Genomic DNA, 26,431 nt, shown 5'->3' with positions numbered 1-26,431 from the left:
CCAGTTAATGATCGTCGGCGACACCTAGGCTCCAGTAACCGACCGCGCGCAGAGCAGCTTTCGGCACGGAAATCTCGTCGGTAAGGAAGGATTTTGCCGCCCTCGCCTCGGATTTTTCGCAGGCGACAAAGACATGCAATCCTTCATGGTCCCCGCTCCAGGCATGGTCGCGCAGCGCTTTTTCAATAAGGCCGGCGGTGCCGGCGGCCTTGCCGCGACGATAGAGCCATGTCCACTCGACATTTGCCGCGCAAACGGTTTCCTGCCGCTCGGCTTCGTCATCGATCTCGGCATAAACGCTGAGCTTCTTCCCGGCCGGCATTTCGGCCGCCATGCGCAGCATCACCGGCAGCGCCGTCTCGTCGCCGGCAAAGACATAACGTTCGGCCTCCGGGCAGACACCGCTCGGGCCGATGATGCCGAGAACATCGCCGGGCTTGGCCGTTGCGCCGAATGTCGCGCCCGGCATGTGGTCACCCTCATGCATGACGAAGTCGATATGGACTTCACCGCGCGCAATATCGCCGGAACGGATGGTGTAGACGCGGCGCGTGAGAAGATCCTCGCCCGAGGGCCAGACGATGGCCCCGGTGGGCGCAAGATAAGGCCAGACCGGCGCTCGGGCCTGATCCGGGACCAGAAGCAGCCGCACATGCATGCCGCCCGTCATCAGCCTTTCAATGCCGCTTTCGACGGAAACAACCAGCCGGCGCATATGAGGCGTCAGATTATAGGCGCGGGCAATCTTGCCGACGAAAAGATTGGGCAGTTCGCGCTGCTGCGCGCCATGGCCGCTCCAGCGGAAATCCAGCCCCGTCTCCCCGGAAAACTCGACAATATGCTCCGCTACCATGGCCTTGACCGACATCAATATATGTTCGGAAATGCAGCTGACGCTTGCGGCGAAACGACCGCCTTCTGCGCTGAAACGGCCATGGCCGTATTCGGTCTTGAACCGAACCGTCGCGCCTTCGCGCTCCATCTCCATATGCTCGGAAAAATGATCCTCGAAAGCATCGACGATCGACAGCGGATCGGGCAGCGAGACGGAGGTTTCGGCAGACAGGAGAGACACGGGCATAATCCTTCACTTCATAGTCTAGTATTCTTTAGACCGGAGCCTGCCGCGCGTAAAGACATTTTGGTTTTGAATCCCGTCATGCCGGACATGATCCGGCATCCAGCCAGCCCAAGTCTTTGGGCTGAAAGGACTCTTCTCGCCGCGCAGACACGCGTCGGCTGGATTCCGGCTCACGGCCGGAATGACGGAAGTATATGCAGGGAGGGCTTACACCGATTCCGGCAATTGCCAGTCGATCGGGTCGCGGCCATGGGAGATGAGAAAGGCATTCGCCTTGGAAAAATGGCCATTACCGAAAAAGCCGTTATGGGCGGAAAGCGGTGACGGGTGCGGCGAGCGCAACACCAGATGTTTGCGCTGGTTCACAAAGGCCGCCTTCTTCTGGGCATAGGAACCCCAGAGCAGGAAGACGACATGGTCGCACTCGTCGTTGACGGCGCGGATGACGGCGTCGGTGAATTTTTCCCAGCCCTGCCCCTGATGCGAGGCGGCGCGGGCCTCTTCCACCGTCAGCACGCTGTTGAGCAGTAGCACGCCCTGTTTCGCCCAGCTTTCCAGAAAACCGTGGCCGACCGGGCGAATGCCGAGATCGGCCTGCAATTCCTTGTAGATATTGACGAGCGAGGGCGGGATGCGCACGCCGGGCTGCACGGAAAAGCACAGTCCATGCGCCTGGCCGGCGCCGTGATAGGGGTCCTGCCCCAATATGACGACCTTCACCTCATCGAGCGGTGTCAGATCGAGAGCGCGGAAATAGTCCGCGCCCTTCGGGAAGATACGCTTGCCGGCTGTCTTTTCGGCAAGCAGGAACTCTTTCAGCTTTTGCATGTAGGGGCTGGCGAATTCTGCGGAAAGCACGCGCTTCCAGCTGTCTTCGAGTTTAACGCCTGCCTCTGCCATGCCTGCCTCCATCAGAGCTTATTTGAACCGGTTGCCGCGCTGCAGCACTTCGATCTTGTAACCATCGGGATCGCAAATGAAAAAATATTTTGCGAAAGGCTGGCCCTTGTAATCGGCCTCGATGATCTTGCCGGGGGAAAGCCCGATCTCGTTGAAGCGCTGATGCTCGGCGTCAACATCGGCAACGCTGACGGCGAGATGGCCATAACCGTCGCCCAGCGCATAGGGCACTTCGCGGCCGCGGTTGACGGTCAGCTCCAGCTCGAAATCGCCCTCGGCATTGCTGAGATAGATCAGCGTGAAATTCTCGAACTCGGCGCGTTCCGCCACTTCAAGCCCGAAAGCCTGTTTGTAAAATTCCACCGAACGCTTTTCGTCCAGCACCCGGACCATCGAGTGGATCAGCTTGGCCATGGTGTTTTCCTTCTTCTTCCTGTTGACGGCCCGGTTATGCTCCGGGCATCGCGGCCAAGGGGATAAAGACAGTGTGCGGCGCTTTCAACCCTAAAGGCGCGACACAGGGCCGGGGAGAACGCAGATCACGGCAAATGTGATGGCAAAAGCTGCCGGTTTCCGGTGCGGTGGAGCCTGCGGCAACGGGACCCATCCTTTTCGGCCCACCGCTCTATCCTGAGTGGTAAAGTCATGATACCGGCTAGGCATGCGCCTTTTATACCTCTGTCTTGGCTGGCTTATGGTCGCGACCGGCATTGTCGGCGCGTTTCTTCCCGTTTTGCCCACCACGCCTTTTCTGCTTCTGGCGCTCTGGTGTTTTTCCCGCTCCTCGCCAAAACTCGAGGCGTGGCTTCTCGCCCATCCCAGATACGGCCCTTCCCTGCGGCGATGGCGCGAACGCGGCGCAATAGCCCGCAAAGCCAAGATCGCGGCGCTTTCGGCCATGTCCGTCAGCTACGCCGCTTTCTGGTTCCTGAGCGAGCCGCCGCCGTTGCGCGCAGCCGTCGTCGCCGCCGTCATGCTGGGCTCCGCGCTCTTCATCGCCACCCGCCCGGAAAATTGAGGCGGAGGACAGCCCCTATCGGTGGCGAGACTGCGGAAGTACGTAGGGAATATGCCGCGCCGGCAGCCGTCCGACGACACCACCAATGCCATAGACCCTTGCAATGGTCTCATCGCTGATCGTTTCCAGCGATGGGCCACTGGCCGTCACCCGGCCGCCATGCATGACGATAAGTTGATCGGCAAATTCCGCGGCCAGATTGAGATCGTGCAGGATGGCGAGAACCAGCCCGCCGCCGCTTGCAAAATCCCGCGCCGTTTCCAGCACGGCGATCTGGTGGCCGATATCGAGACTTGCAGTGGGCTCGTCGAGGAAGAGCGCCCTTGCCTCGCCATTTTCAACCGGGTTCGGTACCTGCGCCAGCGCCCGCGCAAACTGCACCCGCTGCTGCTCGCCGCCTGAGAGCATATTGTAGGAGCGCTGTTCGAAACCGCGCAGCCCGGCCTTGGCAAGAGCCCGGCGGGCCTGCTCTTCCGGCGCACGCGACCCCTGCGCGACCGCCCCCATGCGGACGATTTCGAGCGCAGTGAAAGGGAAGGCGAGCTGGGTGCTCTGGGGCAGCACGGCGCGGAGCCGCGCAAGCTGGACCGGCTTGAACACCGGCAGGTCGACATCATTATAGGTCACCAAACCGGCCTGAGCGCGCATCTCGCCCGAGAGAACCTTCATCAGCGTGGATTTGCCGGCACCGTTGGGACCGATGATGACATTGACCTTGCCGGGTTTCAGATCGACGCTGACTTCATCAAGCAGCCGACGGCCGGAGCGGATGAGGGTAAGGTTTTCGGCCCGGATCATGACATGTTCCGCATGGAAAAACCGCCGCGTCCCAGCAGCAGGAACAGAAAAACCGGCGCACCGATGAGCGCCGTGACGACGCCGATCGGCAGTTCCGCCGGTGCGGCCACCGTGCGGGCGAAACTGTCGGCCAGCAGCAAAAGCGCCGCCCCGCCAAGGGCGGAGGCCGGCAACAGGAAACGATGCGACGGGCCGATGGCGAGGCGAAGCAGATGCGGCACGACGATACCGACAAAGCCGATGGAACCCGCCGCCGCCACGCTCGCCCCGCAGGCGGCGGCAACGGCCAGAATGACGACCCGTTTCAGCCGCTGCACCGGTATTCCCATATGGAAGGCGGCCGCATCCCCGAGGATCAGCGCATCCAGCCCGCGCGCGACGAAGGGAATGATGGCGAGAACGACGATGATGAAAGGCAGGGTGGCCAGTACCTTGGCGGGCGTTGCCCCGCCGAGAGAACCGAGCGACCAGAAGGTGATGTCGCGCAGCGCCCGGTCATCGGCGACGAATATCATCAACCCGGTCATCGCACCGCTGATGGCCGCCACCGCAATGCCGGCCAGAATGAGTGTGGTGGTTGAGGTCGCGCCGTCCTTCGTGGCGATCAGATAAAGCACCCAGGTGTTCAGGAGCCCGCCGAAGAAGGCCATGATCGGCAGGAAGTGAGGGCCGAAAAACAGCGCGACCGTGGCAAGCGCGCCTTCCCCGAGCGAAATGGCGGCGACAGCAAAGAGCGCAGCGCCCGAGGTGACGCCGACAATACCGGGATCGGCCAATGGATTGCGGAACAGGCCCTGCATCATCGCCCCTGAAACAGCGAGTCCCGCGCCGATCAACATGCCGAGCGCCGTGCGCGGCAGGCGCACCGCCTCGAGAATGATCCTGTCGCGCGCATCGAGCTGATCCGCGCCGCCGGTGAGATAGGCAAGGAGTTCGGAGATGCCGACGCCCGTGGGTCCGCTGATCAGCGATACGCCACAGGCAAACAGCAGGATGCCGACGAGCACGACAAGGGCAACAACGCCCTGACGGGATCTGTCGCCCGCAACGCTGACCTCGGTCGAACTCAAGACGGCTAGGCTCACGGCTTCACCACATCAGGATAGAGCTTGTTTGCCAGCTCCCGGCCTGCAGCGGGCGTGCGGGGGCCGAAACCGATAAGATAAAGCCCATCCATGCTGATGAGTGCCTTGCTGGCGGCGGCGGGTGTAGACTGGAACGCGGGAAGGGCGAAAGTCTCATCCGCCTTGGCGGCGTGGTCGCCGCGCGCCATTGTGAGCACCACGTCGGGCGCCGCGGCAATGACCGCCTCGTCCGTCAGCGGTTTGTAACCGGTAATGTCCTCCGCCGCGTTGATACCCCCAGCCATTTCGATGATCGCCGCCGCCTCGGTATCCTTGCCCGCTGCCATGACGCGGCCACCGGCAGTGGAAAGCACGAACAGAACGCGTTTCCGGCCCTGTTCCGGCACGGCGGAGACGTCCTTGGTGAGCGCATCAAGCCTCGCCCTGGTCTCGGCAGCCAGCGCCTTCGCCTTGTCCGAGAGCCCCACGGCCGCACCGACATCCTCGATCTTTTTAGGGATTGCATCGCCGCTCGGCGGCGTATCGACGGTGACGAAAGGCACTGCGCTGGCTTTCAGGATGGCGATGACGTCCGCCGGGCCTGAGCCGTCTTCGGAGAGAATGAGATCGGGTTTCTGCGACAGGATACCTTCTGAAGACAGTGCCCGCATATAACCGACGTCAGGCTTTGCAAGCGCATCGGCCGGATAGCTGCTGGTGCTGTCGCGCGCCACGATACGGTCTCCTGCGCCCAGCGCATAAAGGATTTCCGTAACCGTACCGCCCAGGGCAACGATGCGTTTAGCCTCCGGATTACCCTTGTCCGAAGCCATGGCGGCCGGCGCGGCAAAGGCAATTGCGGCGGGCACGAGGGCGGCGAAAACAAAGGAACGAAGACGGGAATTCAACATGGCGTTATCCTGAAAAACGACCCGGCGCAGGTTCACCCGCGCCACTAATCTTGAGTTATTTACACATGTTTATACGCCGCGCAATCGATAAGTGGAGTATTTTTGTTCGCTTTGGCGTGAACCCCTTCCCAACCCCGTCCGCGGACGATATCCTGACTGAAACAGGAAACTTAAAGGGAGACTTTCATGTTTATCGCAATGAACCGCTTTCGCGTCGTGCCGGGTTACGAAGACACGTTCGAATCCATCTGGCGCGAGCGCAAATCGCATCTGAGCGAATTGCCGGGCTATATCGAATTTCACATGCTGAAGGGCCCGAAGGCGGACGATCACACGCTTTATGCTTCGCACACCGTCTGGGCCACCAAGGACGATTTCCTTGCCTGGACGAAATCCGAACAGTTCCGCGCCGCCCATGCCAAGGCCGGCGAGAACCGCGGCAAGGTGGAATATCTCTCCGGTCCGCATTTCGAAGGTTTCGACGTCATTATCCACGAAGACAAGAATGGCGAGCGCCGTTCGATTGCCGCCTGAGGCTACCGATGAGCATTGCAGTCCAAAAGACGAACGACGACAGGCGGGCACGCGCCGCCGCCGCGCTCGCTGAAAAACCTGATGGCATCGTGGAGGCCATCGCCGCCAAGGCCGAGGTGACGCCGGCCGAGATTTTGGCGATCCTGCCGGAAGGTGCGGCCGTTTCCGCTGCCGCCGATCGCTTCGATGCGATCTGGAACGAGATGCGCGGCTGGGGTGAAATCCTGATGATCGTGCAGACCGGCGATATCGTGCTGGAAGTGCCAGGCCACCTGCCGGAAGGGAGCGAAAGTCACGGCTGGTTCAACATCCACGGCGACAGCCCCATCGGCGGTCACATCAAGAAGGAAAATTGCGCCGGCATCACCTTCGTCGACCGCGGCTTCCACGGACGCCGCTCCTGTTCCGTCTGGTTCATGAATGCCGCCGGCGGCGCCATGTTCAAGGTGTTCGTCCGCCGCGACGAGAACAAGGAATTGTTGGCCGAACAACTGGCGAAGTTCGAAGCGCTGCGGAACGGTTTCCGCGGCTGAGAGCTGAGCGGAGGCCGCCGGCAAGGAGTTGCTCCCTTGGACGATGCGGCCCCCACCACCCTCATTCCTGTGCTCGTCACAGGAATCCAACCAGCCCAGGTCCTTCGGCTGAAAAGAATCTTCCCGCCACGCAGACGCGTGTCGACTGGTGTCCTGTGACAAGCACAGGAATGAGGGCGGAGGGGATGCAATGGCATAGATCCTCCCGTCGGTCCCTTGCCATCCACACCAAATGTCCACCTGACCGGATTTGAAAATCCGGTTCATCGCACGTTCAGTGCCGTTTTTTATCATCCGGTTCAATTCCACCGGAACCAGCACGGAGCAAGCACCATGACCGACCACCAGCCCCTTCTTTCGCGCCGCAGTTTCGCCGGTCTTCTCGCGCTTGCCCCGCTCTTTGCGGCAGGCGGCGCGGCGGCGGCACCGGCGAGCCTGCGCGGCAGCGTCTCCTATCGCGAACGCATCGCCCTGCCGCCGGGCGCAACCGTTACCGTGCGCCTGATCGATGTGTCGCTGGCGGACGCGCCGTCACAGACGATTGCCGAAACCACCATTCGCCCGCGCGGCCAGGTGCCGGTGCCCTTCGTGCTGCGTTATGACGACCGCGACATCCGTGGCCGCCGCTCCTATGCGCTGAGCGCCGAAATCCGCGACCGCGACCGGCTGCTCTTTACCACCACCCGGCGCTATTCCGTCCTGACCGGTGGCCGCGACGATACCGATCTCGTGCTGGAGCGCGTCGGCGCCGGCCCGGGCCGCCCGGAGCCGGAAGCCGGTGTCGATGGGCGCTGGCTGGTCGAGGAAATCCGCGGCGAGAGGGTTCGCGGCCGCCGGCAGGCGACGCTGGAAATCTCCCGCGAAGGCCGCGTTTCCGGAAATGCCGGCTGTAACGGTGTTGGCGGTGAAGTGAAGATCAACCGTAACCGTGTCGATTTCGGCCGGATGATTTCCACCCAGATGGCCTGCGCGCCAGACATCATGCGCCAGGAGCGGCAGTTCATCGAAGCGCTGGAAGGCGCCCGCTCCTTCAGGCTGGAGCCGCGCCGCGGCGCGCTGGAACTGCTCGACGGCCGCGGCCGCACGGCAATGCGCCTGCGCCGCGCCTGAGATTGGCGACCGCCCCGGCAAAACACCCCGCGTCGCCGTGCTGGCCATGGAACATTCCATGTCGCTTCCGGCACGGCGCGCTTCCCTTTCCCGCCCTATGACTTTGACTGCGTTCGTCTTGACGCTTTGCTCCACCGCGGAGCTGCGCTATGGAACGCGCCGAACTGCGTCGGCTGATACCGGCGCGACGTCTCTGAGGGAAAACGAATGACATCCTATGTTCTGACCGTAGCCTGCAAATCGACCCGCGGCATCGTCGCCGCGATTTCCGGTTATCTGGCGGAGAAAGGCTGCAATATCGTCGACAGTTCGCAGTTCGACGACCTCGAGACCGGCAAGTTCTTCATGCGCGTCTCCTTCATCTCGGAAGAAGGCGCCTCCCTCGAAGCCATTACCGACGGATTCCGGCCGGTGGCGGAAAAATTCGGCATGGAAGCGGATATCTACCCGGACGGCCAACGCATGAAGACGCTGCTGATGGTGTCGCGTTTCGGCCATTGCCTCAACGACCTGCTCTATCGCTGGAAGATCGGCGCGCTGCCGATCGACATCGTCGGTGTCGTGTCCAACCATTTCGATTATCAGAAAGTTGTCGTCAATCACGACATCCCCTTCCACCACATCAAGGTGACGAAGGAGAACAAGCCGAAGGCCGAAGCCGAGCTCATGGAGCTGGTCGAGACAACAGGCACGGAGCTCGTCGTGCTCGCCCGCTACATGCAGGTTCTTTCCGATGACCTGTGCCGCAAAATGTCGGGCAAGATCATCAACATCCACCACTCCTTCCTTCCAAGCTTCAAGGGCGCGAACCCCTACAAGCAGGCCTATGAGCGCGGCGTGAAGCTGATCGGCGCGACAGCGCATTATGTAACAGCCGATCTCGACGAAGGCCCGATCATCGAGCAGGACACGGTGCGCATCACCCACGCGCAATCAGCCGATGACTACGTTTCGCTTGGTCGCGACGTGGAAAGCCAGGTGCTAGCCCGCGCCATCCACGCCCACATCCACCACCGCACATTCATCAACGGCAACCGCACCGTGGTCTTCCCGCCAAGCCCGGGAAGCTATGCTTCCGAGCGGATGGGGTGAGTTAACCGTCATTGACGGAATGACAACCAGGGTTTACATTTGGCCATGCTCACGATCCGGGAAACAAGCGAGTTTGCCGATTGGCTTGCCGGTCTGCGCGATCTGCAGGCGCGTGCCCGCATCGCACGGCGCATTTACAGGCTGGCAGACGGCAATCCAGGAGACGTAAAGCCGGTCGGCGAAGGCGTCAGTGAGCTCAGGATCGATTTTGGACCCGGATATCGGGTCTATTTCTTCCGGAACGGCGATGTCGTGATCATATTGCTGTGCGGTGGCGACAAGGCATCACAGTCCCGCGATATTGCCAAAGCCAAGAAATTGGCCCGAGCACTCAAGGAATGAGACCATGCCACTTGTGACACGCGATTACGATGCTGCCCGCTATCTTGATAGTGACGAAGCACTTGCCGCCTACATAGCAGACGCCACTGAGAACGGCGACGCACAGGAGCTTGCCCACGCTCTCGGCGTCGTGGCGCGAGCCAAAGGCATAACCGATCTTTCGAGACAGACCGGCCTTCCCCGTCAGACGTTGTACAAGGCGCTCAGCGGCGAGGGAAACCCCGAACTGGCAACGATCGCCAAGGTCGCCGATGCATTGGGCTACAAACTTTCCCTGGTGGCGAAATCACCTGCGGATACAGCCGCCTGACAACCCGCAGTCTACGATGCGTTCTCCGCTCCATCAAACACCACCCGCGCTCTCAGCCCACGCCCACCCGCACCATCCTCCAGCATCAGCCGCCCGCCGAACAGCCCGGCGATCTCCTCGATGATCGCAAGGCCGAGGCCGGCGCCGGGGGCCGCGTTTTCTTCGCCGCGGGCGAAGCGCTGGCGCACCATGGCGCGTTTCTCAGGCGGGATGCCTGGGCCGTTATCTTCCACTTCCAGCCAGACGACGCCCGTCTCCCTGCCCACGCGGACGGTGACTTCCGCGCCGCGACCGGCATAATTGATGGCGTTGGAAACGAGGTTGCCGATCAACTCGCCGATCAAGAGCGGCTCGGCGAGAATTGTCGCCGCGCCCTCGCCTTCGAAACCGAGATCGATACCCGCCTCAGCGGCGCGCGGCACGAAATCGGCCGTCACGTTCTGCGCCACAGCCACGAGGTCTATCGCGGAAAAATCATGTTTCTCGCTGGAGCCGGCAGCATCGATATTGGCCATGCGCAGAAGCTGGGCAAGGATATGCTCGGCATGGGCGACCGATGCCCCACCCTTCAGCGCCGCCGCCTGCGCTTCCTCAAGGCTGGCGGCGCGGACGGAAAGAGCCAGCTGGGTGCTGATGATGGCAAGCGGCGTGCGCAGCTGGTGGCTGGCATTGCCGGTGAAATGCCTGAGCGCATCCAGCGCCGATTGCAGCCGCACCATGAAGGAATTGACCGTCTCCACCAGATTTTCCACCTCGACAGGCACGGATTGGCGGATGGGGTGCAGATCGTTCGGGCTGCGCTCGGCAATGGCTTCGCTGAGCCGGTAAAGCGGGCGCAGCGAAATCGTCACCGCGATCCAGACGATGATCGCCGCCCCGACGATCATCAAAAGCAGGCGCAGCGCCGAGCGCAGGATGATGGCCTGCGCCAGCTGGCTGCGGGCAATGGTGGTTTCGGCAACCGTGACGGAAAAGGGCACGGAATTAATGCCAGTGGAAGCGAAACGCCTGATGGCAGCGATGCGGATCGGTTCATCGCGAAACACGGCATCACGATAGGCGGGCGTATCACCCTTCGGGTTCGCGACCGTCGGCAGGTTCTGATAGCCGGTGAGGAATTGCCCGTTCGGCCCGTCGACACGGTAAAACACCCGGTCCTGGGCAGCCGATGTCAGCATTTCCAGCGCCACATAGGGAATGTCCACTTCCAGCGAACCGTCCTCGGCCACCACCACCCGCTCGGCAATGGCGAGCGCGGAACCGGAAAGCACCCGGTCTGAAACCACATTGGCGGTGTTGACCGCCTCGCGCCAGGTATCGGTCAGCGCAACGCAGCCGATGATGGCGGTGGAGATGAGGAGCCAGCCTAGAAGTCGCCGCCTGAGCGAATAGGCGGCCTGTATCATTCAGCCATCTCCGGCAGCTTTTCGAGATAGTAACCGATGCCGCGCGCCGTCTTCACCGTCAGCCCGTGCGGCGCGAGCCGCTTTCGCAGGCGGCTGACATATTGCTCGATGGCATTTGCGGAAATATCGTCGTCGAAACCTGTCAGTGACTGCACGATCGCCTCTTTGGCGACAACCTTGCCCGCCCGCATGAACAGCACCTCCAGCAGCGCCACTTCGCGCGCCGGAATATCGAGCGGGCGACCGTCCGCCGAAAAGGTGCGGGAATTAAGATCGAACAGCACCTTGCCGAAACTCAGCGCCGAAGAGCGCAGCCCCGCATTGCGGCGCAGAAGCACCCGCACCCTCGCCTCGAATTCGGTGATATCGAAGGGCTTGATCATGTAATCGTCGGCACCGAGATCGAGCCCCTTGACCTTTTCTTCCGGCGTGCCGCGCGCCGTCAGGATCAGCACCGCCGCCTTGTCCTGACGCGATCGCATGGAGCGCAGCACCTCGATGCCATCCATTTCCGGCAGGTTGAGATCGAGAATGACCAGATCGAAACTTTCCGCTGTAATTGCCGCATCGGCGGAGGCGCCATCGGAAACCACGTCCACCGCATAACCGCTGCCGCGCAGAAGCGCCGAAAGCCCTTCCGACAGCACCTGATTGTCCTCGACCAGCAAAATACGCAAATCTTCCTCCTGCAACATTGCCGAGTTTAACCAGACCCTTACCGCTTGTGAATGGCCAGCGCCTGCGGCATGATCTTTTCCATGCGTATCTGCCTTCTTCTCTGTCTCTGTCTCTGCATGGCCTCGCCTGCGCTTGCCCAGGCCGTCGTTTTTCCGGCTCCCTCCGGCAAGGCGGATGCGCAGACACTGGTGGTCTATTCCTCGCTCGACGAACCGCTGGCGACCCCGATGATCGAGGGTTTCCAGAAGGCCAATCCCGATATTGCCGTCCATTATGAGGATATGCTGACCGGCGAAATCTACGACCGTATCGTCAAGGAAACCGATGCTGGCAAGAAGACCGCCGATTTCGCCTTTTCCTCGGCCATGGACCTGCAGGTGAAGCTGAGCAATGACGGTTATGCCCAGCGGTCGGATCTCGCCATGAGCGCCCGCTGGCCCGCCTGGGCGAACTGGCGCAACACCGCCTATGCGCTGACCTTCGAGCCGGCGGTTTTTGTCTATCACAAGCCAAGCTTCACCACCGAAAAGCCGCCCGCCACCCGCGCCGAATTTGTCGATTATCTCGAACGCCACGCCAAAGAGGTGCATGGCCGTATCGCGACCTATGACATCGAACGCTCCGGCGTCGGCTTCCTGTTCATGTCACGCGACCAGGAACAGTTCGGCGATATATGGAGCGTCATCAAGGCCATGGGTGCCGCGGGTGTGAAGGTTTATTCCACCTCCTCGGCCATTCTGGAGCGCGTCTCCGACGGCCGCTTCGTGATGGGTTACAATATTCTCGGCTCCTACGCCGCAGACTGGGCCTCACGCCACCCGGATGTCGGCATCGTTCTGCCGAAGGATTATACCGTCGTGATGTCGCGCATCGGGCTGGTTCCGGAAGCCGCAGCCAATCCTGAACTCGGCCGCCGCTATCTCGAATTCTTCATGTCCAAGGAAGGTCAGACGATCATGGCCCGGCAATTGCAGATCCCCGCCGTCAGCCCGGAAGTGGCGGGCGAAAACACGGCGAACACCATGCAGGCCATCCACGGTGCGCAATTGCGGCCGGTCCCGGTCAGCCCCGGCCTGATGGTCTATCTGGATCAGGTCAAGCGCACCCGCCTCATCGAGCGTTGGAACGAGGCTTTGCGGTCGCAGTAGGTTTGAGCGCCCCACCATCCCTCAGTCCTGTGCCTGTCACAGAAATGAGGGTGAAGCAGGCTTCAAAGGCGCAAAACAAAGCCATCCACACGCCACAGTGGACGTCCGGCACAAATTAATAGAGAGTAAATGCGCAAGGACTTGCGTTGCGTCAGTTAGATGACAGCTTTTTGTGATGCTCTGCAATCCTTCTTCATTCCGTGGAGGCGGAAGAAGATGCGGGAGGAAATCTTGAGGATTGCCAAGGCCCAGCGTTGAGTACTCAGCGTCGGCACAGATGCGCCCTAAAGCCCCTTCCGCATAAACGAAAAACGACGCCCAAAAGGGCATCCTGAGGAGGGTTTTCTACGTGAAACATTTTCTTATCGGCACATTTCTGGCGGGCATGATCGCGCTTCCGGCGGCTGCGGCAGATTACACCGTCATCGCACCGGCCAATCCCGGCGGCGGCTGGGACCAGACCGCGCGCTCGCTGCAGAGCGTGCTGCAGGAAGAAGGCATTTCCAAGAGCGTTCAGGTGCAGAACGTACCGGGCGCCGGCGGCACCATCGGTCTTGCGCAATTCGCCAGCCAGCAGAAGGGTAACCCACACGCCCTCATCGTCGGCGGTTATGTCATGGTCGGCGCGATCCTCACCAACAATGCGCCCGTGACGCTGAAGGAAGTGACCCCGATCGCCCGCCTGACCGGCGAATATGAAGCGATCGTCGTTCCGGCATCCTCGCCGCTGAAGACCATCGGCGATCTCATCGACCAGCTGAAGAAAGACCCGGGCAGCGTTTCCTGGGGCGGCGGCTCTGCCGGCGGCACCGACCATATCGCCGTTGGCCTGATTGCCAAGGCGGCCGGCGTCGATCCGACCAAGATCAACTACATCGCCTATTCCGGCGGCGGCGAAGCACTTGCCTCGATCCTCGGTTCGCAGGTCACCGCTGGCGTTTCCGGCTATGGCGAATTCGAAGGCCAGGTGAAGGCCGGCACGCTGCGCCTTCTCGCGGTCACCAGCGAAAACCGTCTTGAGGGCGTCGACGCGCCGACGCTGAAGGAAAGCGGTCTTGATGTCGTCGTGCAGAACTGGCGCATGGTTGCGGCAGCCCCCGGCATTTCCGCCGATCAGGAAAAGGCCATCAACGCCGACGTCGAAAAGCTGGTGAAATCCGCCAAGTGGCAGGAAACCCTGAAGACCAAGGGCTGGATGGATACCTATCTCGCCGGTGACGCCTTCAAGGAACAGCTTGCCAAGGACACCGCCGCCACCGAAACCATCCTCAAAGACATCGGACTGGTAAAATGAGCCAGGGTTCCAACCCTTCGCATGATCAAAAGCGTCGCCCCGACTGGGCGGCGCTGGTCATCGCCGTCGCCCTCGTCGCCGTTGCCAGCGTCATCTTCTGGGATAGCGCCCGCCTTGCCAGCGTCACCGGTTATTCCCCTGTCGGCCCGGCAACAGTACCCTACGCCATCGCCTTCTGTCTTGTCGGACTGGCGATCTGGACGGCCGTCGAGGCCTGGCGCGGTGATTTTCCCGAGCGCGACAGGCAGGAAATCGCTCCGGTCGTGTGGGTGATTGCCGGCCTTGCCGCCCAGATGCTGCTGCTGACAGTTGCCGGCTTTTCCATTGCCACCGGTCTGCTGTTCGCCTTCACGGCACGCGCTTTCGGCAAACGCAAGCTCTGGTTCTCGATACCGGTCGGCATTGTGCTGAGTTTTGCCATCTGGACCGTTTTTGCCCAGCTGCTGCAGCTTTCGCTGCCCGCCGGACCTCTGGAACGGCTGTTCTTCTGACAGCCATTCCAACCATATTCGAGATCACCGGAACCGCCGACGCGCACTGACGCCAAGCCAGCCGTTCCGCCCGCCCTTCCGCTCGACAGGGGGACATCTGTCCATGAGTACCTTTGAATTCCTGCTGCACGGTCTTGAGGTTGCCGCCCAACCCATGAACCTGCTCTATGCGCTGATCGGCGTGACACTCGGCACCGCCGTCGGCGTTCTGCCCGGTATCGGCCCCGCCTTGACCGTCGCTCTACTCCTGCCCGTCACTTACCGGCTCGATGCTGCCGGATCGCTCATCATGTTCGCCGGCATCTATTATGGCGGTATGTATGGCGGCTCGACCACCTCCATCCTGCTCAACACGCCGGGCGAAAGCGCCTCGATCGTGACCGCGCTCGAAGGCAACAAGATGGCCCGCAAGGGCAGAGGCGGCCCGGCCCTCGCCACCGCCGCCATTGGCTCCTTCGTGGCCGGCCTCATCGCCACCATCGCGCTCGCCTTCGTCGCGCCCTACATCGTCAAGCTGGCGCTGGTCTTCGGTCCGCGCGAATATTTCGCATTGATGGTGCTGGCTTTCGTCACCGTTTCCTCCGCCTTCGGGGATTCGGCGCTGCGCGGTCTCACCTCGCTGTTCATCGGCTTTGCGCTGGCCATCGTCGGCATCGACCAGCTGACCGGCCAGACCCGCATGAGCTTCGGCATCCCCGACCTGCTCGACGGCGTGGAAGTCACAACGCTTGCGGTCGCCATGTTCGCCATCGGCGAAACGCTGTTCATCGTGGCGCAGGGCCAGAGCGGCGACGACAAGGTCGAAGCCGTCAAGGGTTCGGTCTGGATGAGCGCGCAGGATTGGGCGCGTTCGTGGAAGGCGTGGCTGCGCGGCACCCTGATCGGCTTCCCGATTGGCGCGATGCCTGCCGGCGGCGCTGAAATCGGCACGTTCCTGTCCTATGCCACCGAAAAGAAGCTGACCAAATATCCGGAAGAATTCGGCAACGGCGCGATTGAAGGCGTTGCGGGTCCGGAAGCGGCGAACAACGCCTCGGCTGCCGGTACGCTGGTGCCGCTCCTGACGCTCGGCCTGCCGACGACGGCAACAGCGGCCATCATGCTCGCCGGTTTCCAGCAGTTCGGCCTGCAGCCCGGCCCCCTGCTGTTTGCCACCAATCCGCAGCTGGTCTGGGGCCTGATCGCCAGCCTCTTCATCGCCAACCTGATGCTGCTGGTGCTCAACCTGCCGCTCGTCGGTCTCTGGGTGAAGCTGCTGACCATTCCGAAGCCCTGGCTTTACGCCGGCATCCTGCTGTTCGCTACGCTCGGCACCATCGGCGCCAACCCGTCGGTGTTCGAACTCGGCATGCTGCTCGCCTTCGGCATCCTCGGCTACATCATGCGCATCTTCGGTTATCCGATCGCGCCTGCGGTTGTCGGCCTCATCCTTGGCCCGCTCGCCGAACAGCAGCTTCGCCGCGCACTGGCCATCGGCCAGGGCGACCCGACCGTGCTGTTCACCTCGCCGATTGCCGTTGGCCTGTTCATCGTCGCGGCAGCCGCCTTCATCATTCCGCTCATCATGCGTATCCGCGGCCGTGGCGAGGTGCTGACGCAGCTTGCCGCCAACGAGGATTGAGAACCAAAGAACCTCCCAAGGCAACTGGCCCCGTATCTCCGGATACGGGGCTTTTTTATGGAACGTTATGGATTGCGGCGAGGTTGGGGGCGGCATAGATTTTATGAAACCCTCTGAGGAACCCTGTCATGCGCAGCCTTGCAATCCTGACCATCCTTGCTTTAACCGGTTGCACTACCGCCGCCCCCGATGTGGAACCCATTCCCGGCAGTATCACCTATGGCGGGCAGCCCCGTACCAAACTGACAAAGTCCCCCGTCGGCAGTACGCTCAGCAACGAATTCGTGATGGGCGACGGAAGGCTGGCGATCGAGACTTACCGGGTGCAGCCGGACCGATCGTTGAAACTGGAGAGGCGCGAAATCGTCGGCGACTGGCCACCGGATTGACAGCGGCTGCCACGTTGGTCGTGATGGGTAAAACAGACGGGTAAAAGGCACCGACCAAAGTGACGCCGGCCTTTCCTTCCCCTCAACGTCATCCTCGGCCTTGATCCGAGGATCCATCACCACCACCGCAGTGGGATACTCGGGTCAAGCCCGAGCATGACGGGGAAGAGGTTCGAGCAGATGTTTCCCGCATTTCCCGCTCACGGCAATTCAGAACCGTTCTAAAACATAATTTTGATTTCCGCCCGCCTTGCCAATAAAGCTGATAACGGACATCAAGTTAACCCGACGGAAAGCTTTCCGCCGGTCCGGAACCATTCGCAAGGGACATATTCGTGGCCATCAACTTCACCTTCCCCGTTCGGCTGCTGGCGGCCGCGGCCTTCAGCCTAGGCGCGATGACCGCAAGCGCTGAGGAAATGACGATCAAGCACGCCCAGGGCGAGACCGTGCTGAAAGCCGCGCCGAAAAAGGTTCTGGTTCTTGATGTTCCCTCGCTCGACAATCTCGATGCACTCGGCGTCGAACCGACGGGCGTCGTCGGCTCCAACCTGCCGACCTATCTGCAGAAATATGCCGACGGTAAATATCTGAAGGTCGGCACGCTGTTCGAGCCCGATTACGAGGCGATCAATGCGGCAGAGGCCGATCTCGTCATCGTTGGCGGCCGTTCGCGGGCAAAATATCCGGATGTTGCCAAGATCACACCGGCCATCGACATGTCGGTGGATTCCAAGGAATTCATCGGCAGCGTGAAAGCCAACATCGCCAAGCTTGGCGATATCTTCGGCAAGCAGGAAGAAGCCCAAAAGCTCGATGCCGCCATCGATGAAAAGGTGGCGAAGCTGAAAGAGATCGCCCCCAATTCCGGAACGGCGATGATCCTCGTCACCAATGCCGGCAAGGTCGGCGTTTATGGCCCAGGCTCGCGCACCGGCTGGCTGCACACCGAAATCGGCTTCAAGCCGGTCGCCGAAGACATTGATGACCGTTTCGACCGCGGCGACGTCGTCTCCTTCGAATATCTTGCCGAGGTCAATCCGGAATGGTTGTTCGTGATCGACCGCGATGCCGGCATCGGCCGCGCCACCGATCCCGGCAAGGCGGCCGCGCAGGTGCTGGATAACGAACTGGTCCACCAGACCAACGCCTGGAAGAAAAAGCAGATCGTTTACCTCGACCCGCAGGCGGCCTATATCGTCAGCAGCGGTTATACGGCGCTCACCACCCTGCTCGATCAGGTCTACGAGGCTGTCTCTGACAAGAAATCGTAAAAGCCTCTAGGCATGCGCTTCTGAAGGCTGCTCCATACTCGACGTCATCCTCGGGCTTGACCCGAGGATCCATCGCGCGTCAGGTTGTGGATCCCGGGTCAAGCCCGAAGATGACCAAGGACAGGTCGGACACCTGTTTCGGCAGCCTGCCAGGTTACGGGGAGCTTTTACCATTTACGAAAAACCGCCAACGTGAAATCCCTGTCTCTCATCCTTGTCCTGTTGCTAGCCCTGGTGCTCGCCATCACCAGCCTGTTCGTCGGCGTGAGCAACGTTTCGCTCGCAACGCTTTTCGCACCCGACACGAGTGCAGACGCGCTGCGTGTGCTGCTCGTCAGCCGTATTCCGCGCACGCTCGCGCTGATCCTTGCGGGAAGCTCGATGGCGATTGCCGGCCTCATCATGCAGATGCTGGTGCGAAACCGCTTCGTGGAACCTTCCACGGCAGGCACGACGGAATCCGCCGGCCTCGGCCTGCTCGCCGTCACCCTTTTGGCACCGGATACACCGATCTTCGGCAAGATGCTGGTGGCAGCAGCTTTTGCTCTCGCCGGCACCGCGCTGTTCCTGCGCATCCTGCGGCAGGTGCCGCTGCGCGACGTGCTGCTGGTGCCGCTGATCGGCATCATGCTTGGCGGCGTCATTTCCGCCGTCACCACCTTCTTCGCCTATCGCTTCGATCTGCTGCAATCGCTCGGGGCATGGATGACGGGGGATTTTTCCGGCGTACTGCGCGGCCGTTATGAGTTGCTGTGGATCGGTTTTCTCTTCGCCATCGCCGCCTATCTCGCCGCCGACCGCTTCACCGTGGCGGGCATGGGCCGGGACTTCACCACCAATCTCGGTCTCAACTATCGCCGGGTAATGGCGCTCGGCCTCACCATCGTTTCGCTGGTCAGCGCTGTCGTGGTGGTGACGGTGGGCATGATCCCCTTCCTGGGCCTCATCGTGCCGAATGTCGTGAGCCTGATGATCGGCGACAATATGCGCCGCTCGGTGCCATGGGTGGCGACGCTCGGCGCGGTCTTTGTGCTCTCCTGCGACATCATCGGCCGGACCGTGCGCGCGCCTTACGAAATACCCATCGGAACCGTGGTCGGCGTCATCGGCAGCGCGCTGTTCCTCTATCTCCTGCTGCGGAAACGCAACCATGCGTGAGAGAAACCCTGACAGGCGCGCAAAAATCGTTCTGCTTGTGCTCGCCGCACTGGCGCTCATTTCCATGACCGCCTTCATGACGCTCGGCGCCAGGGGAAGCTGGAGTTTCGTGCTGCCGTTTCGCGGCATCAAGCTCCTGTCGCTTTTGCTGGTGGCCTACGCCATCGCCGTTTCCACCGTGCTGTTCCAGACGGTCACCAACAACCGTATCCTCACCCCTTCGGTCATGGGTTTCGATTCACTCTACGTGCTGATGCAGACCGGGCTGATCTTCGTCTTCGGCTCGGCAACAGTCGTGATGATCGATCCTCAACTGAAATTTCTGGTGGAAACCGGGCTGCTCGTCGCCTTTTCCGCCCTGCTCTATCGCTGGCTTTTTGTCGGAGCGGAACGCAGCCTGCATCTTCTCGTCCTGGTCGGTATCGTCTTCGGCGTGTTTTTCCGCAGCCTCTCGGGCTTCATGCAGCGGGTCCTCGATCCGAACGAATACACGGTGCTGCAGGATGTGCTTTTCGCCAGTTTCAATTCCATCGATCCGACGCTGCTCACTGTTTCCGCCATCATCATCGGCGTGGTCACCATTATCGGGCTGCGCCTGATGCACACGCTCGACGTGCTCTCGCTCGGCCGCGCGACGGCCATCAGCCTCGGGGTAGAATACAAGTACACCGTGACCGTCATCCTCGTGCTGGTCTCCGTACTTGTCGCCGTCTCCACTGCGCTCGTCGGCCCGGTCATGTTCTTCGGCCTGCTGGTCGCGGCCCTCGCCCATTATCTCACCGGCAACGGCAAGCATGCCTATGTGCTGCCTGCGGCGATCCTCATCGCCGTGATCTGTCTCGTCGGCGGTCAGGTGGTGCTGGAGCGGGTTTTCGCCTTCGATACGGCGCTCTCCATCATCATCGAATTTCTGGGCGGCATCGTCTTTATCGGTCTCATTCTGAAACGAGGTGCGCGATGATCATCGCCAGTCAGATCAGCAAATCCTATGGTGACAGCGTCGTCATCGACGGCGTCTCGGTTTCCATCCCGGCAGGCGGCGTCACCTCCATCATCGGGCCGAACGGCGCGGGTAAATCCACGCTCCTGTCCATCGTCGCAAGGCTGATGTCCATGGATACGGGAACCGTCACGGTCGACGGGCTGGATGTCACGAAAACCCCCTCCGATACGCTGGCGAAGCGGCTCTCCATCCTGCGGCAGGACAACCACATCTCCTCGCGCCTGACCGTGCGCGACCTTGTCGGCTTCGGCCGCTACCCCTACTCCAAGGGCCGCCCCACCATCGAGGACAAGGCCCATATCGACCGGGCGCTTGAATATCTGCACCTTGAAAATCTGGCCGACCGGTTTCTGGACGAACTGTCCGGCGGTCAGCGCCAGCGCGCCTTCGTGGCCATGGTGCTTTGCCAGGATACGGATTATGTGCTGCTTGACGAGCCGCTCAACAACCTGGACATGAAACACGCCTCCAGCATGATGAAAATCATGCGCAAGGCGGCCGACGAGCTGAAGAAGACCGTGGTTCTGGTTCTGCACGACATCAACTTCGCCTCCTGGTATTCCGACACCATCATCGCCATGCGCGAGGGCCGCATCTGTCATCAGGGTCCTGCGGAAGAGATCATCCGTCCCGATATTCTCAAGGAAATCTATGACATGCCGATCAGCGTCAGTGAGATAGACGGCCGGCGCATCTGCCTGTTTTACGAATGACATGATGATTGTGCAGGATTTTTGCTGTCCCGTCGCCTAACATGGAACAGGGCCACAGGCCCGCACGTTAATCGACGGACTTTTCCAAAGCGGCATTCCGTCCGCAACTTCAGGAGACATCGATGAAGACGCACAAGACGAAGAACGACCTGCCTTCAAACGCCAAGTCGACCGTTATCGGCATTCTAAACGAATCGCTGGCTTCGGTGATCGACCTTGCGCTCATCACCAAACAGGCGCACTGGAACCTGAAAGGCCCGCAATTCATCGCCGTGCATGAACTTCTCGATACGTTCCGCACCCAGCTCGACAATCATGGCGACACGATTGCCGAACGTGTGGTCCAGCTTGGCGGCACGGCGCTCGGCAGCCTGCAATCGGTCTCCTCGACAACCAAGCTCAAGGCCTATCCGACCGACATCTACAAGATCCATGACCATTTGGACGCCCTGATCGAACGTTATGGCGATGTGGCCAACATGATCCGCAAGGCCATCGACGATTCCGATGAAGCGGGCGACCCCACGACGGCCGACATATTCACCGCCGCCTCGCGCGATCTCGACAAGGCGCTCTGGTTCCTCGAAGCGCATGTGCAGGAAAAGAGCTGAGCGGAAATCCGCCCACTTCAAAAACAAAGCGCCCGGATATCCGGGCGCTTTTTTTCTTCTCAGGCATCAGTGCCGCCGCAAAACGGCAAGCCCGATGTCCCGCAACATCTCATGGTCGAGAATGCCGCGCTGGGCGCTGCGGATAAGAACCGCCGCGCACTCGTTGGCAACGTGGCTGCTGCGATCTTGAAGGCACTCGAAACATACGCCATCGAAAATATTCTGCAGATCGGTGATCTGCTCCGGCGACAATTGTGCGCCAACCCGTTCAAAAGCTGCATACGACAAGGCTCATCCTCCTGATGATATGCCAAGTATCGTTTCTTTTTTTCGTGGACAGGAAATTTGTACACCCGAACGAATCACTTGTCGAATCAGATTTTAACCAAATGTAAATAGATTATTTCCTGGCACCGCATCTGGGCGCTCCATTGTGAGACGGCAATAAAAACCAGATGAAACAATATCTTCGCTCAAATATCCATGGCGTCCGAGCCCGCCGCTTCCCGGAAGGGCAGATAAATTCGCAGGCAGGCGGATTTCCACCGAAACCGCAAAAGAAACTGTTGCATTCCAAAAACGATTGAGCGATATAGCACCCGTCGCCGCTTCGGCGGCCCACGGTTCAGCATACTACCCCGGACCGGTGGATTTGAGCGGGTGTAGCTCAGGGGTAGAGCACAACCTTGCCAAGGTTGGGGTCGAGGGTTCAAATCCCTTCGCCCGCTCCAAATTTCCAGAACAGGCCGATAAATCTCTGGCATGCCCGATGCGATGCGAGGCGCATCGCCATACGCGAAAATTTCTCGCGCAAAGAAACCGGGAAGAGAGTTCTCTCCCCGGCCCTCATCGTCAGGCGGCCTCGTCCCAGACGGGCGCAAGCCCTTCCGGCGAAACGATGCGGCCATCCGGTCTGGCAAGCGCACGGATTGCCGCCATTTCATCTGCCGAAAGCTGGAAGTCGAAGATGGCGAGATTTTCCTCGACGCGCGCTTCGCTGACCGTTTTCGACAGTGCGACGACGCCCTGCTGCTGCACGAGCCAGCGCAGAACCACCTGTGCTACCGACCTGCCACGGCCCGCGGCAATCTCCTTCAGCACCGGATCGTCAAACACTTTACCATCGGCCATGCCGTAATAACCCGTCACCAACATGCCCGCAGCTTTGGCGGCGGCGATAACCACATCCTGATCGATGTAGGGGTGGTATTCGATCTGGTTGGTCACGATCGGGGCATTGGACAGCTTCACCGCTTCGGCCATCAGCGCCGTGCTGAAGTTGGAGACGCCGATATGGCGCACCTTGCCGGCCTGCCTCACCGCGTTCAGCGCGCCGATCTGCTCGGCAAGCGAAACCGCCTCGTTCGGCCAGTGCAGCAGCAGCAGGTCCACATGATCGGTCTTCAGCTTTTTCAGGCTATCATCGACAGAGGCGAGGAAGGCATCGTGCCTGTAGTTCTCGACCCAGACCTTGGTGGTGAGAAACACTTCGCCGCGCGTAACGCCCGAAGCAGCAATGGCTTCACCGACCTCGGCTTCATTGCCATAGATCTGGGCGGTATCGATATGGCGGAACCCGGCCTTCAGCGCATGGGGAACGATACGCAGCACATCGGGGCCGGGAATGCGAAACGTGCCGAAACCAAGCGCCGGGATTGACGCGCCGTTTGCAGTGACATCAAACATATATTTTCTCCTTTGAGGTGGCCCGGCCGGCTTGGGAGCGGCCGGGTATTTCATGAAAAGCTCAGGCAGTTTTCAGCGTCAGCGCGGCGCGGCGGTCGAGCGCGCTGCTCCAGATGGTCAGAAGCAGGGCAACCGCGACGAGGATGGCGCCAACCCAGGGTGTGGCTCCAAGACCCAACGGTGATTCCACCACCAGACCGCCGAGCCACGCGCCGATGGCGATGCCGAGGTTGAAGGCGGCGATGTTGAGCGCCGAAGCGACATCGACGGCGCCGGGACGATGCTCCTTGGCAAGCTGCACCACATAAAGCTGCAGGCCGGGAACATTGGCGAAGGAGAGGAAACCAAGCGCGGCAAGCGTGATGAGCGTCAGCACCGGCGAAACCGCGGTGAAGGAAAAGACGAGCAGCACGATGGCCTGCGCCAGGAAGAGGCCAATCAGCGCCCTGGCCGGATTATGGTTGGCGATCCGGCCGCCGCCGATGTTGCCGGCCGCGATGGCGATACCGTAAAGCACGAGGATCAGGCTGACGCTCTTTTCCGAAAATCCGGTCACATCCTGCAGGATTGGCGCAAGGAAGGTGAAGGCGACGAAGGTGCCGCCGTAACCAAGCGCGGTCATGGCGAAGACGATGAGCAGGCGGCCGGAGCCGAGAACACGGACCTGATCGAGCAAGCTTGCCGGCGGCGCCTTCTTGAGTGTGTTCGGGAGAAGCGCTGCAATGCCGAGGAAGGCAATGACACCAAGGGCAGCAACGGCCCAGAAGGTTGCGCGCCAGCCGAAGACCTGGCCGATATAGGTGCCGAGCGGAACACCGGTGACGATGGCGACCGTAAGGCCCATGAACATCATGGCAATGGCCGAGGCGCGACGGTTTTCCGGCACGAGATCGGCCGCGATGGTGGAGCCGACCGAGAAAAAGACGCCATGGGCGAAGGCGGCAATGACGCGGGCCACCAGCAGCATCTCATAATTGGGTGAGAGGGCTGCAAGACTGTTACCGACGATGAACAGGGCCATCAGGCCGAGCAGCAGCGGCTTCCTCTCTATCTTGCCGGTCAATGCGGTCAGGATCGGCGCACCAAAGGTCACACCCAGTGCATAGACACTGACGATGAGACCGGCGAGCGGCAGGGTGATATGGAGATCGTTCGCGACGGTCGGCAGCAGACCGACAATGACGAATTCCGTTGTTCCGATCGCATAAGCCGCGATCGTCAGGGCAAATATGGCCAATGGCATGACGAATACCTCTTCGCCCGCAGCTGGATCGCGGGCCTTCTGGACAGCTTGGGGCTGCCCGGTTGGATCAAATTGTATGAACGCAATATGGGCGAAGGGGACTTGCATGATAATCGGCAAAGCCGGATAAATACCTTTGAATTGATTTCATAGGTGATGCGCGATGGATAACAGGGCCGGAGAGATGGAAGTCTTCGTGGCGGCGGCGGAACTCGGCAGCTTTTCAGCCGCCGGGCGCAGGCTGAAGCTTTCGCCCTCGGCCGTCAGCAAACTTGTCACACGTATCGAAGACCGTCTCGGCACCAGGTTGGTGGCCCGCTCCACCCGGCTCGTAACGCTTACGCCGGAGGGCGAGGTCTATCTGGCGCGGGCCCGACGCATTCTCGCCGACATAGCCGAGACCGAGCAGATCGTGGCGAGCGGCGGCAAGGTGGTGCCGCGCGGGCTGCTACGGGTCAACGCGACGCTGGGCTTCGGCGAACGTTATCTCCTGCCGCTTGCACCGGAATTCCTGTCGCTTTATCCGGAAATCGAGCTGGATATTTCGCTGACTGACGGTGTCATCAGCCTGATCGAGGAACGCACGGACATTGCCATACGCTCCGGCGCCATGGGCGATTCATCGCTGAAGGCAAGAAAGCTGAAGGAAGTACCCCGCGTTATCGTCGCCTCCCCCACCTATATCGAACAATACGGCATGCCGGAAACGCCGCAGGATCTGGCGCGGCACAATTGCCTGAGCTTCAATTTCAGTCGCAGTCTCAATGAATGGCCGTTTCGCGACCCCGGTTCTGCCGATGTCTATCGCCTGCCAGTCACGGGCAATGCCTCCGTCAATAGCGGCATGGCCATGCGCAGGCTTTGCCTATCGGGGCTTGGGCTCGGTCGGGTCGGTGAATTCCACGTCGAACCCGATATTAGGGCTGGCCTGCTCGTTCCCGTACTGGAAGACTATAGCGCCGAGGACATGGAGGTGATCCACGCGGTTTATGCCGGCCATGAGCATCTCGCAGCCCGCGTGCGCGCCTTCATAGATTTCCTTGCCGCAAGGGTCGGGCGCTGATTATCACACCAGCCCATGTACCAGCTTCGCAAGCCAGTCGACAAATACGCGGACCTTGTTGGTCACGTGCCGGGTCTGGGGATAGACGACATAGATCGGCATCGCCTCCCGTCGCCATTCGGAAAGCACCGGCACCAGCTCTCCGCGCGAAAGGGCGTCGCGCACCATGAAGATCGGCAGCTGCACGATGCCCATGCCGGCGAGCGCCGCATTCAAGTAGGTGCGGCTGTCATTGACGGAAACGACGTAGTTGGGCGTCAACTCGACGCTGCGTATGCCATTGTCGAAGGAGGCCGGCATGATCTGACCGGTGGTGGCATTGAGGTAACCCACCGACAGATGATCCTTCTCCAGGTCCTCCGGTTCTCGGGGCATGCCAAAATTTTCGATATAGGACGGCGACGCAAATGTTTCGAACCGGAGTTCGCCTACTTTTCGGGCAATCAGCGACTGGTCTCGCAACACGCCGACGCGCAGTGCACAGTCGACATTTTCAGCGATATAATCGACCAGACGGTCGCCGACACCGAGATCGAGACGGATTTGCGGATAGCGCTGGTAAAATTCGCAAAGATGTGGGATAACCACAAGGTCCGCAAAGACACCGGCCATTTCCACGCGCAACCGGCCGGATGGCTGCACCTGCGCGCTGGACATGCTGCCGTCAAGTTCTTCTATTTCCGATAAAATCTGCGATGCACGCTCATAATAGAGAGCGCCGTCCGTTGTCAGCATCACTCGCCGCGTCGTGCGGTTGAGAAGCGTGGTCTGCAAATGCGCCTCGAGCGCCTGGACCATATTGGTGACCGTGGTTTTCGGCATGTTCAGCGCTGTCGCGGCGCGGCTGAAATTGCCGGTTTCCACGACACGCGTAAAAACCCGCATGGCGGAGAGCTGATCCATGATGAGATTATCCGTCTTTTTGGAATAGTGTTTTCATTTTGGCATACTTGATCGTTT

30 protein-coding genes and 1 tRNA gene are annotated in these 26,431 nt (G+C 60.8%); 19 read left to right on the top strand and 12 right to left on the bottom strand.

The window, feature by feature from the left end:
* Nucleotides 1–4: 4 nt before the first annotated feature.
* The 3 genes from K7A42_RS01370 to K7A42_RS01360 form a co-directional block, all read right to left on the bottom strand.
* Nucleotides 5–1,081 (bottom strand): siderophore-interacting protein, encoded by a 1,077-nt coding sequence (locus K7A42_RS01370; RefSeq protein ID WP_282454682.1) that lies wholly within the window; start codon nt 1,079–1,081, stop codon nt 5–7.
* Nucleotides 1,082–1,288: 207 nt separating this feature from the next.
* A complete protein-coding gene (ung, locus tag K7A42_RS01365) occupies nt 1,289–1,981 on the bottom strand; it encodes a uracil-DNA glycosylase (protein WP_004443416.1) in 693 nt (230 codons plus the stop codon).
* Between the two features lie 18 nt (nt 1,982–1,999).
* Nucleotides 2,000–2,395: a VOC family protein gene (locus K7A42_RS01360; RefSeq protein WP_004443419.1), complete on the bottom strand. Its 396-nt coding sequence runs from the start codon at nt 2,393–2,395 to the stop codon at nt 2,000–2,002.
* Between the two features lie 247 nt (nt 2,396–2,642).
* On the opposite strand from K7A42_RS01360, the gene K7A42_RS01355 reads away from it, so the two are divergent.
* Nucleotides 2,643–2,999, top strand: coding sequence for a YbaN family protein (locus tag K7A42_RS01355; RefSeq protein ID WP_004443420.1), 357 nt, complete (start codon nt 2,643–2,645; stop codon nt 2,997–2,999).
* A 15-nt stretch (nt 3,000–3,014) separates the two neighbouring features.
* On the opposite strand, the gene K7A42_RS01350 is transcribed toward K7A42_RS01355, so the two are convergent.
* From K7A42_RS01350 to K7A42_RS01340, 3 genes are read right to left on the bottom strand one after another with little or no spacing between them, the layout of a single operon-like run.
* Nucleotides 3,015–3,797, bottom strand: coding sequence for a heme ABC transporter ATP-binding protein (locus tag K7A42_RS01350; RefSeq protein ID WP_045532224.1), 783 nt, complete (start codon nt 3,795–3,797; stop codon nt 3,015–3,017).
* On the bottom strand, nt 3,794–4,882 hold the full coding sequence (locus K7A42_RS01345; protein ID WP_282454681.1) for a FecCD family ABC transporter permease: 1,089 nt from the start codon (nt 4,880–4,882) through the stop codon (nt 3,794–3,796). Before K7A42_RS01345 ends, K7A42_RS01350 begins: the two co-directional genes overlap by 4 nt.
* The gene (locus tag K7A42_RS01340) at nt 4,879–5,772 is read right to left on the bottom strand and encodes a heme/hemin ABC transporter substrate-binding protein (RefSeq protein WP_282454680.1); all 894 of its coding nucleotides are present in this window, start codon (nt 5,770–5,772) and stop codon (nt 4,879–4,881) included. Before K7A42_RS01340 ends, K7A42_RS01345 begins: the two co-directional genes overlap by 4 nt.
* A gap of 186 nt (nt 5,773–5,958) precedes the next feature.
* Between K7A42_RS01340 and K7A42_RS01335 the strand changes: the two genes are divergently transcribed.
* From K7A42_RS01335 to K7A42_RS01310, 6 genes are all read left to right on the top strand, one after another.
* Entirely contained in the window at nt 5,959–6,306 is a 348-nt protein-coding gene (locus K7A42_RS01335; protein ID WP_004429958.1) for an antibiotic biosynthesis monooxygenase family protein, read from the top strand.
* An 8-nt stretch (nt 6,307–6,314) separates the two neighbouring features.
* Nucleotides 6,315–6,839 carry a heme utilization cystosolic carrier protein HutX gene (gene hutX / locus K7A42_RS01330; protein ID WP_282454679.1) on the top strand — a complete coding sequence of 175 codons (525 nt, stop codon included), beginning with the start codon at nt 6,315–6,317 and terminating at the stop codon, nt 6,837–6,839.
* Nucleotides 6,840–7,172: 333 nt separating this feature from the next.
* Entirely contained in the window at nt 7,173–7,949 is a 777-nt protein-coding gene (locus K7A42_RS01325; RefSeq protein WP_282454678.1) for a YbaY family lipoprotein, read from the top strand.
* Between the two features lie 207 nt (nt 7,950–8,156).
* The gene (gene purU / locus K7A42_RS01320) at nt 8,157–9,041 is read left to right on the top strand and encodes a formyltetrahydrofolate deformylase (RefSeq protein WP_282454677.1); all 885 of its coding nucleotides are present in this window, start codon (nt 8,157–8,159) and stop codon (nt 9,039–9,041) included.
* A gap of 45 nt (nt 9,042–9,086) precedes the next feature.
* On the top strand, nt 9,087–9,383 hold the full coding sequence (locus K7A42_RS01315) for a type II toxin-antitoxin system RelE/ParE family toxin (protein WP_004443439.1): 297 nt from the start codon (nt 9,087–9,089) through the stop codon (nt 9,381–9,383).
* A 4-nt stretch (nt 9,384–9,387) separates the two neighbouring features.
* The gene (locus K7A42_RS01310; protein ID WP_004443440.1) at nt 9,388–9,693 is read left to right on the top strand and encodes an addiction module antidote protein; all 306 of its coding nucleotides are present in this window, start codon (nt 9,388–9,390) and stop codon (nt 9,691–9,693) included.
* Nucleotides 9,694–9,704: 11 nt separating this feature from the next.
* Here the strand turns inward: K7A42_RS01310 and K7A42_RS01305 are convergent, their stop codons facing one another.
* Entirely contained in the window at nt 9,705–11,099 is a 1,395-nt protein-coding gene (locus tag K7A42_RS01305) for a sensor histidine kinase (protein ID WP_282454676.1), read from the bottom strand.
* Nucleotides 11,096–11,776 carry a response regulator transcription factor gene (locus K7A42_RS01300; protein ID WP_004443444.1) on the bottom strand — a complete coding sequence of 227 codons (681 nt, stop codon included), beginning with the start codon at nt 11,774–11,776 and terminating at the stop codon, nt 11,096–11,098. Before K7A42_RS01300 ends, K7A42_RS01305 begins: the two co-directional genes overlap by 4 nt.
* An 81-nt stretch (nt 11,777–11,857) precedes the next feature.
* Here K7A42_RS01300 and K7A42_RS01295 point away from each other — a divergent pair, with 81 nt between their 5' ends.
* From K7A42_RS01295 to dps, 10 genes are all read left to right on the top strand, one after another.
* Nucleotides 11,858–12,925: an ABC transporter substrate-binding protein gene (locus K7A42_RS01295; protein ID WP_006700422.1), complete on the top strand. Its 1,068-nt coding sequence runs from the start codon at nt 11,858–11,860 to the stop codon at nt 12,923–12,925.
* Nucleotides 12,926–13,310: 385 nt separating this feature from the next.
* Nucleotides 13,311–14,219 carry a Bug family tripartite tricarboxylate transporter substrate binding protein gene (locus K7A42_RS01290; protein ID WP_153776944.1) on the top strand — a complete coding sequence of 303 codons (909 nt, stop codon included), beginning with the start codon at nt 13,311–13,313 and terminating at the stop codon, nt 14,217–14,219.
* Nucleotides 14,216–14,710, top strand: a complete 495-nt coding sequence (locus tag K7A42_RS01285) for a tripartite tricarboxylate transporter TctB family protein (protein WP_006700420.1) — start codon at nt 14,216–14,218, stop codon at nt 14,708–14,710. Before K7A42_RS01290 ends, K7A42_RS01285 begins: the two co-directional genes overlap by 4 nt.
* A 103-nt stretch (nt 14,711–14,813) precedes the next feature.
* Nucleotides 14,814–16,331, top strand: coding sequence for a tripartite tricarboxylate transporter permease (locus tag K7A42_RS01280; RefSeq protein ID WP_004443452.1), 1,518 nt, complete (start codon nt 14,814–14,816; stop codon nt 16,329–16,331).
* 128 nt (nt 16,332–16,459) lie between these two features.
* The gene (locus K7A42_RS01275) at nt 16,460–16,720 is read left to right on the top strand and encodes a hypothetical protein (RefSeq protein ID WP_004443453.1); all 261 of its coding nucleotides are present in this window, start codon (nt 16,460–16,462) and stop codon (nt 16,718–16,720) included.
* Nucleotides 16,721–17,055: 335 nt separating this feature from the next.
* Entirely contained in the window at nt 17,056–17,994 is a 939-nt protein-coding gene (locus K7A42_RS01270; RefSeq protein WP_282454675.1) for a siderophore ABC transporter substrate-binding protein, read from the top strand.
* A gap of 192 nt (nt 17,995–18,186) precedes the next feature.
* Complete coding sequence (locus K7A42_RS01265) at nt 18,187–19,152, top strand: ABC transporter permease (RefSeq protein WP_004443456.1); 966 nt, start codon at nt 18,187–18,189, stop codon at nt 19,150–19,152.
* Nucleotides 19,145–20,113 carry an iron chelate uptake ABC transporter family permease subunit gene (locus K7A42_RS01260; protein ID WP_282454674.1) on the top strand — a complete coding sequence of 323 codons (969 nt, stop codon included), beginning with the start codon at nt 19,145–19,147 and terminating at the stop codon, nt 20,111–20,113. The genes K7A42_RS01265 and K7A42_RS01260 overlap by 8 nt, the downstream gene beginning before the upstream one ends.
* Nucleotides 20,110–20,868: an ABC transporter ATP-binding protein gene (locus K7A42_RS01255; RefSeq protein WP_006700416.1), complete on the top strand. Its 759-nt coding sequence runs from the start codon at nt 20,110–20,112 to the stop codon at nt 20,866–20,868. The genes K7A42_RS01260 and K7A42_RS01255 overlap by 4 nt, the downstream gene beginning before the upstream one ends.
* A gap of 122 nt (nt 20,869–20,990) precedes the next feature.
* Nucleotides 20,991–21,479 (top strand): DNA starvation/stationary phase protection protein Dps, encoded by a 489-nt coding sequence (dps, locus tag K7A42_RS01250; RefSeq protein WP_004443462.1) that lies wholly within the window; start codon nt 20,991–20,993, stop codon nt 21,477–21,479.
* A 66-nt stretch (nt 21,480–21,545) separates the two neighbouring features.
* Here dps and K7A42_RS01245 read toward each other — a convergent pair whose 3' ends face one another.
* Nucleotides 21,546–21,767: a hypothetical protein gene (locus tag K7A42_RS01245; protein ID WP_004443464.1), complete on the bottom strand. Its 222-nt coding sequence runs from the start codon at nt 21,765–21,767 to the stop codon at nt 21,546–21,548.
* Nucleotides 21,768–22,135: 368 nt separating this feature from the next.
* Here K7A42_RS01245 and K7A42_RS01240 point away from each other — a divergent pair.
* Nucleotides 22,136–22,210, top strand: a tRNA-Gly gene (locus K7A42_RS01240).
* Nucleotides 22,211–22,331: 121 nt separating this feature from the next.
* On the opposite strand, the gene K7A42_RS01235 is transcribed toward K7A42_RS01240, so the two are convergent.
* Nucleotides 22,332–23,165 carry an aldo/keto reductase gene (locus tag K7A42_RS01235; protein ID WP_282454673.1) on the bottom strand — a complete coding sequence of 278 codons (834 nt, stop codon included), beginning with the start codon at nt 23,163–23,165 and terminating at the stop codon, nt 22,332–22,334.
* A 61-nt stretch (nt 23,166–23,226) separates the two neighbouring features.
* On the bottom strand, nt 23,227–24,408 hold the full coding sequence (locus K7A42_RS01230) for an MFS transporter (protein WP_004443466.1): 1,182 nt from the start codon (nt 24,406–24,408) through the stop codon (nt 23,227–23,229).
* Nucleotides 24,409–24,571: 163 nt separating this feature from the next.
* On the opposite strand from K7A42_RS01230, the gene K7A42_RS01225 reads away from it, so the two are divergent.
* Nucleotides 24,572–25,471, top strand: a complete 900-nt coding sequence (locus K7A42_RS01225; protein WP_282454672.1) for a LysR family transcriptional regulator — start codon at nt 24,572–24,574, stop codon at nt 25,469–25,471.
* A 3-nt stretch (nt 25,472–25,474) separates the two neighbouring features.
* Here the strand turns inward: K7A42_RS01225 and K7A42_RS01220 are convergent, their stop codons facing one another.
* The gene (locus tag K7A42_RS01220) at nt 25,475–26,374 is read right to left on the bottom strand and encodes a LysR family transcriptional regulator (RefSeq protein WP_004443468.1); all 900 of its coding nucleotides are present in this window, start codon (nt 26,372–26,374) and stop codon (nt 25,475–25,477) included.
* Nucleotides 26,375–26,431 lie beyond the last annotated feature (57 nt).

It is taken from the genome of Agrobacterium sp. InxBP2 (genome assembly GCF_026191755.1).
GTDB classification, from domain to species: domain Bacteria; phylum Pseudomonadota; class Alphaproteobacteria; order Rhizobiales; family Rhizobiaceae; genus Agrobacterium; species Agrobacterium pusense.
Note: the sequence above shows the minus strand (reverse complement) of the source record. Positions and strands in the feature narration are given on the sequence as shown.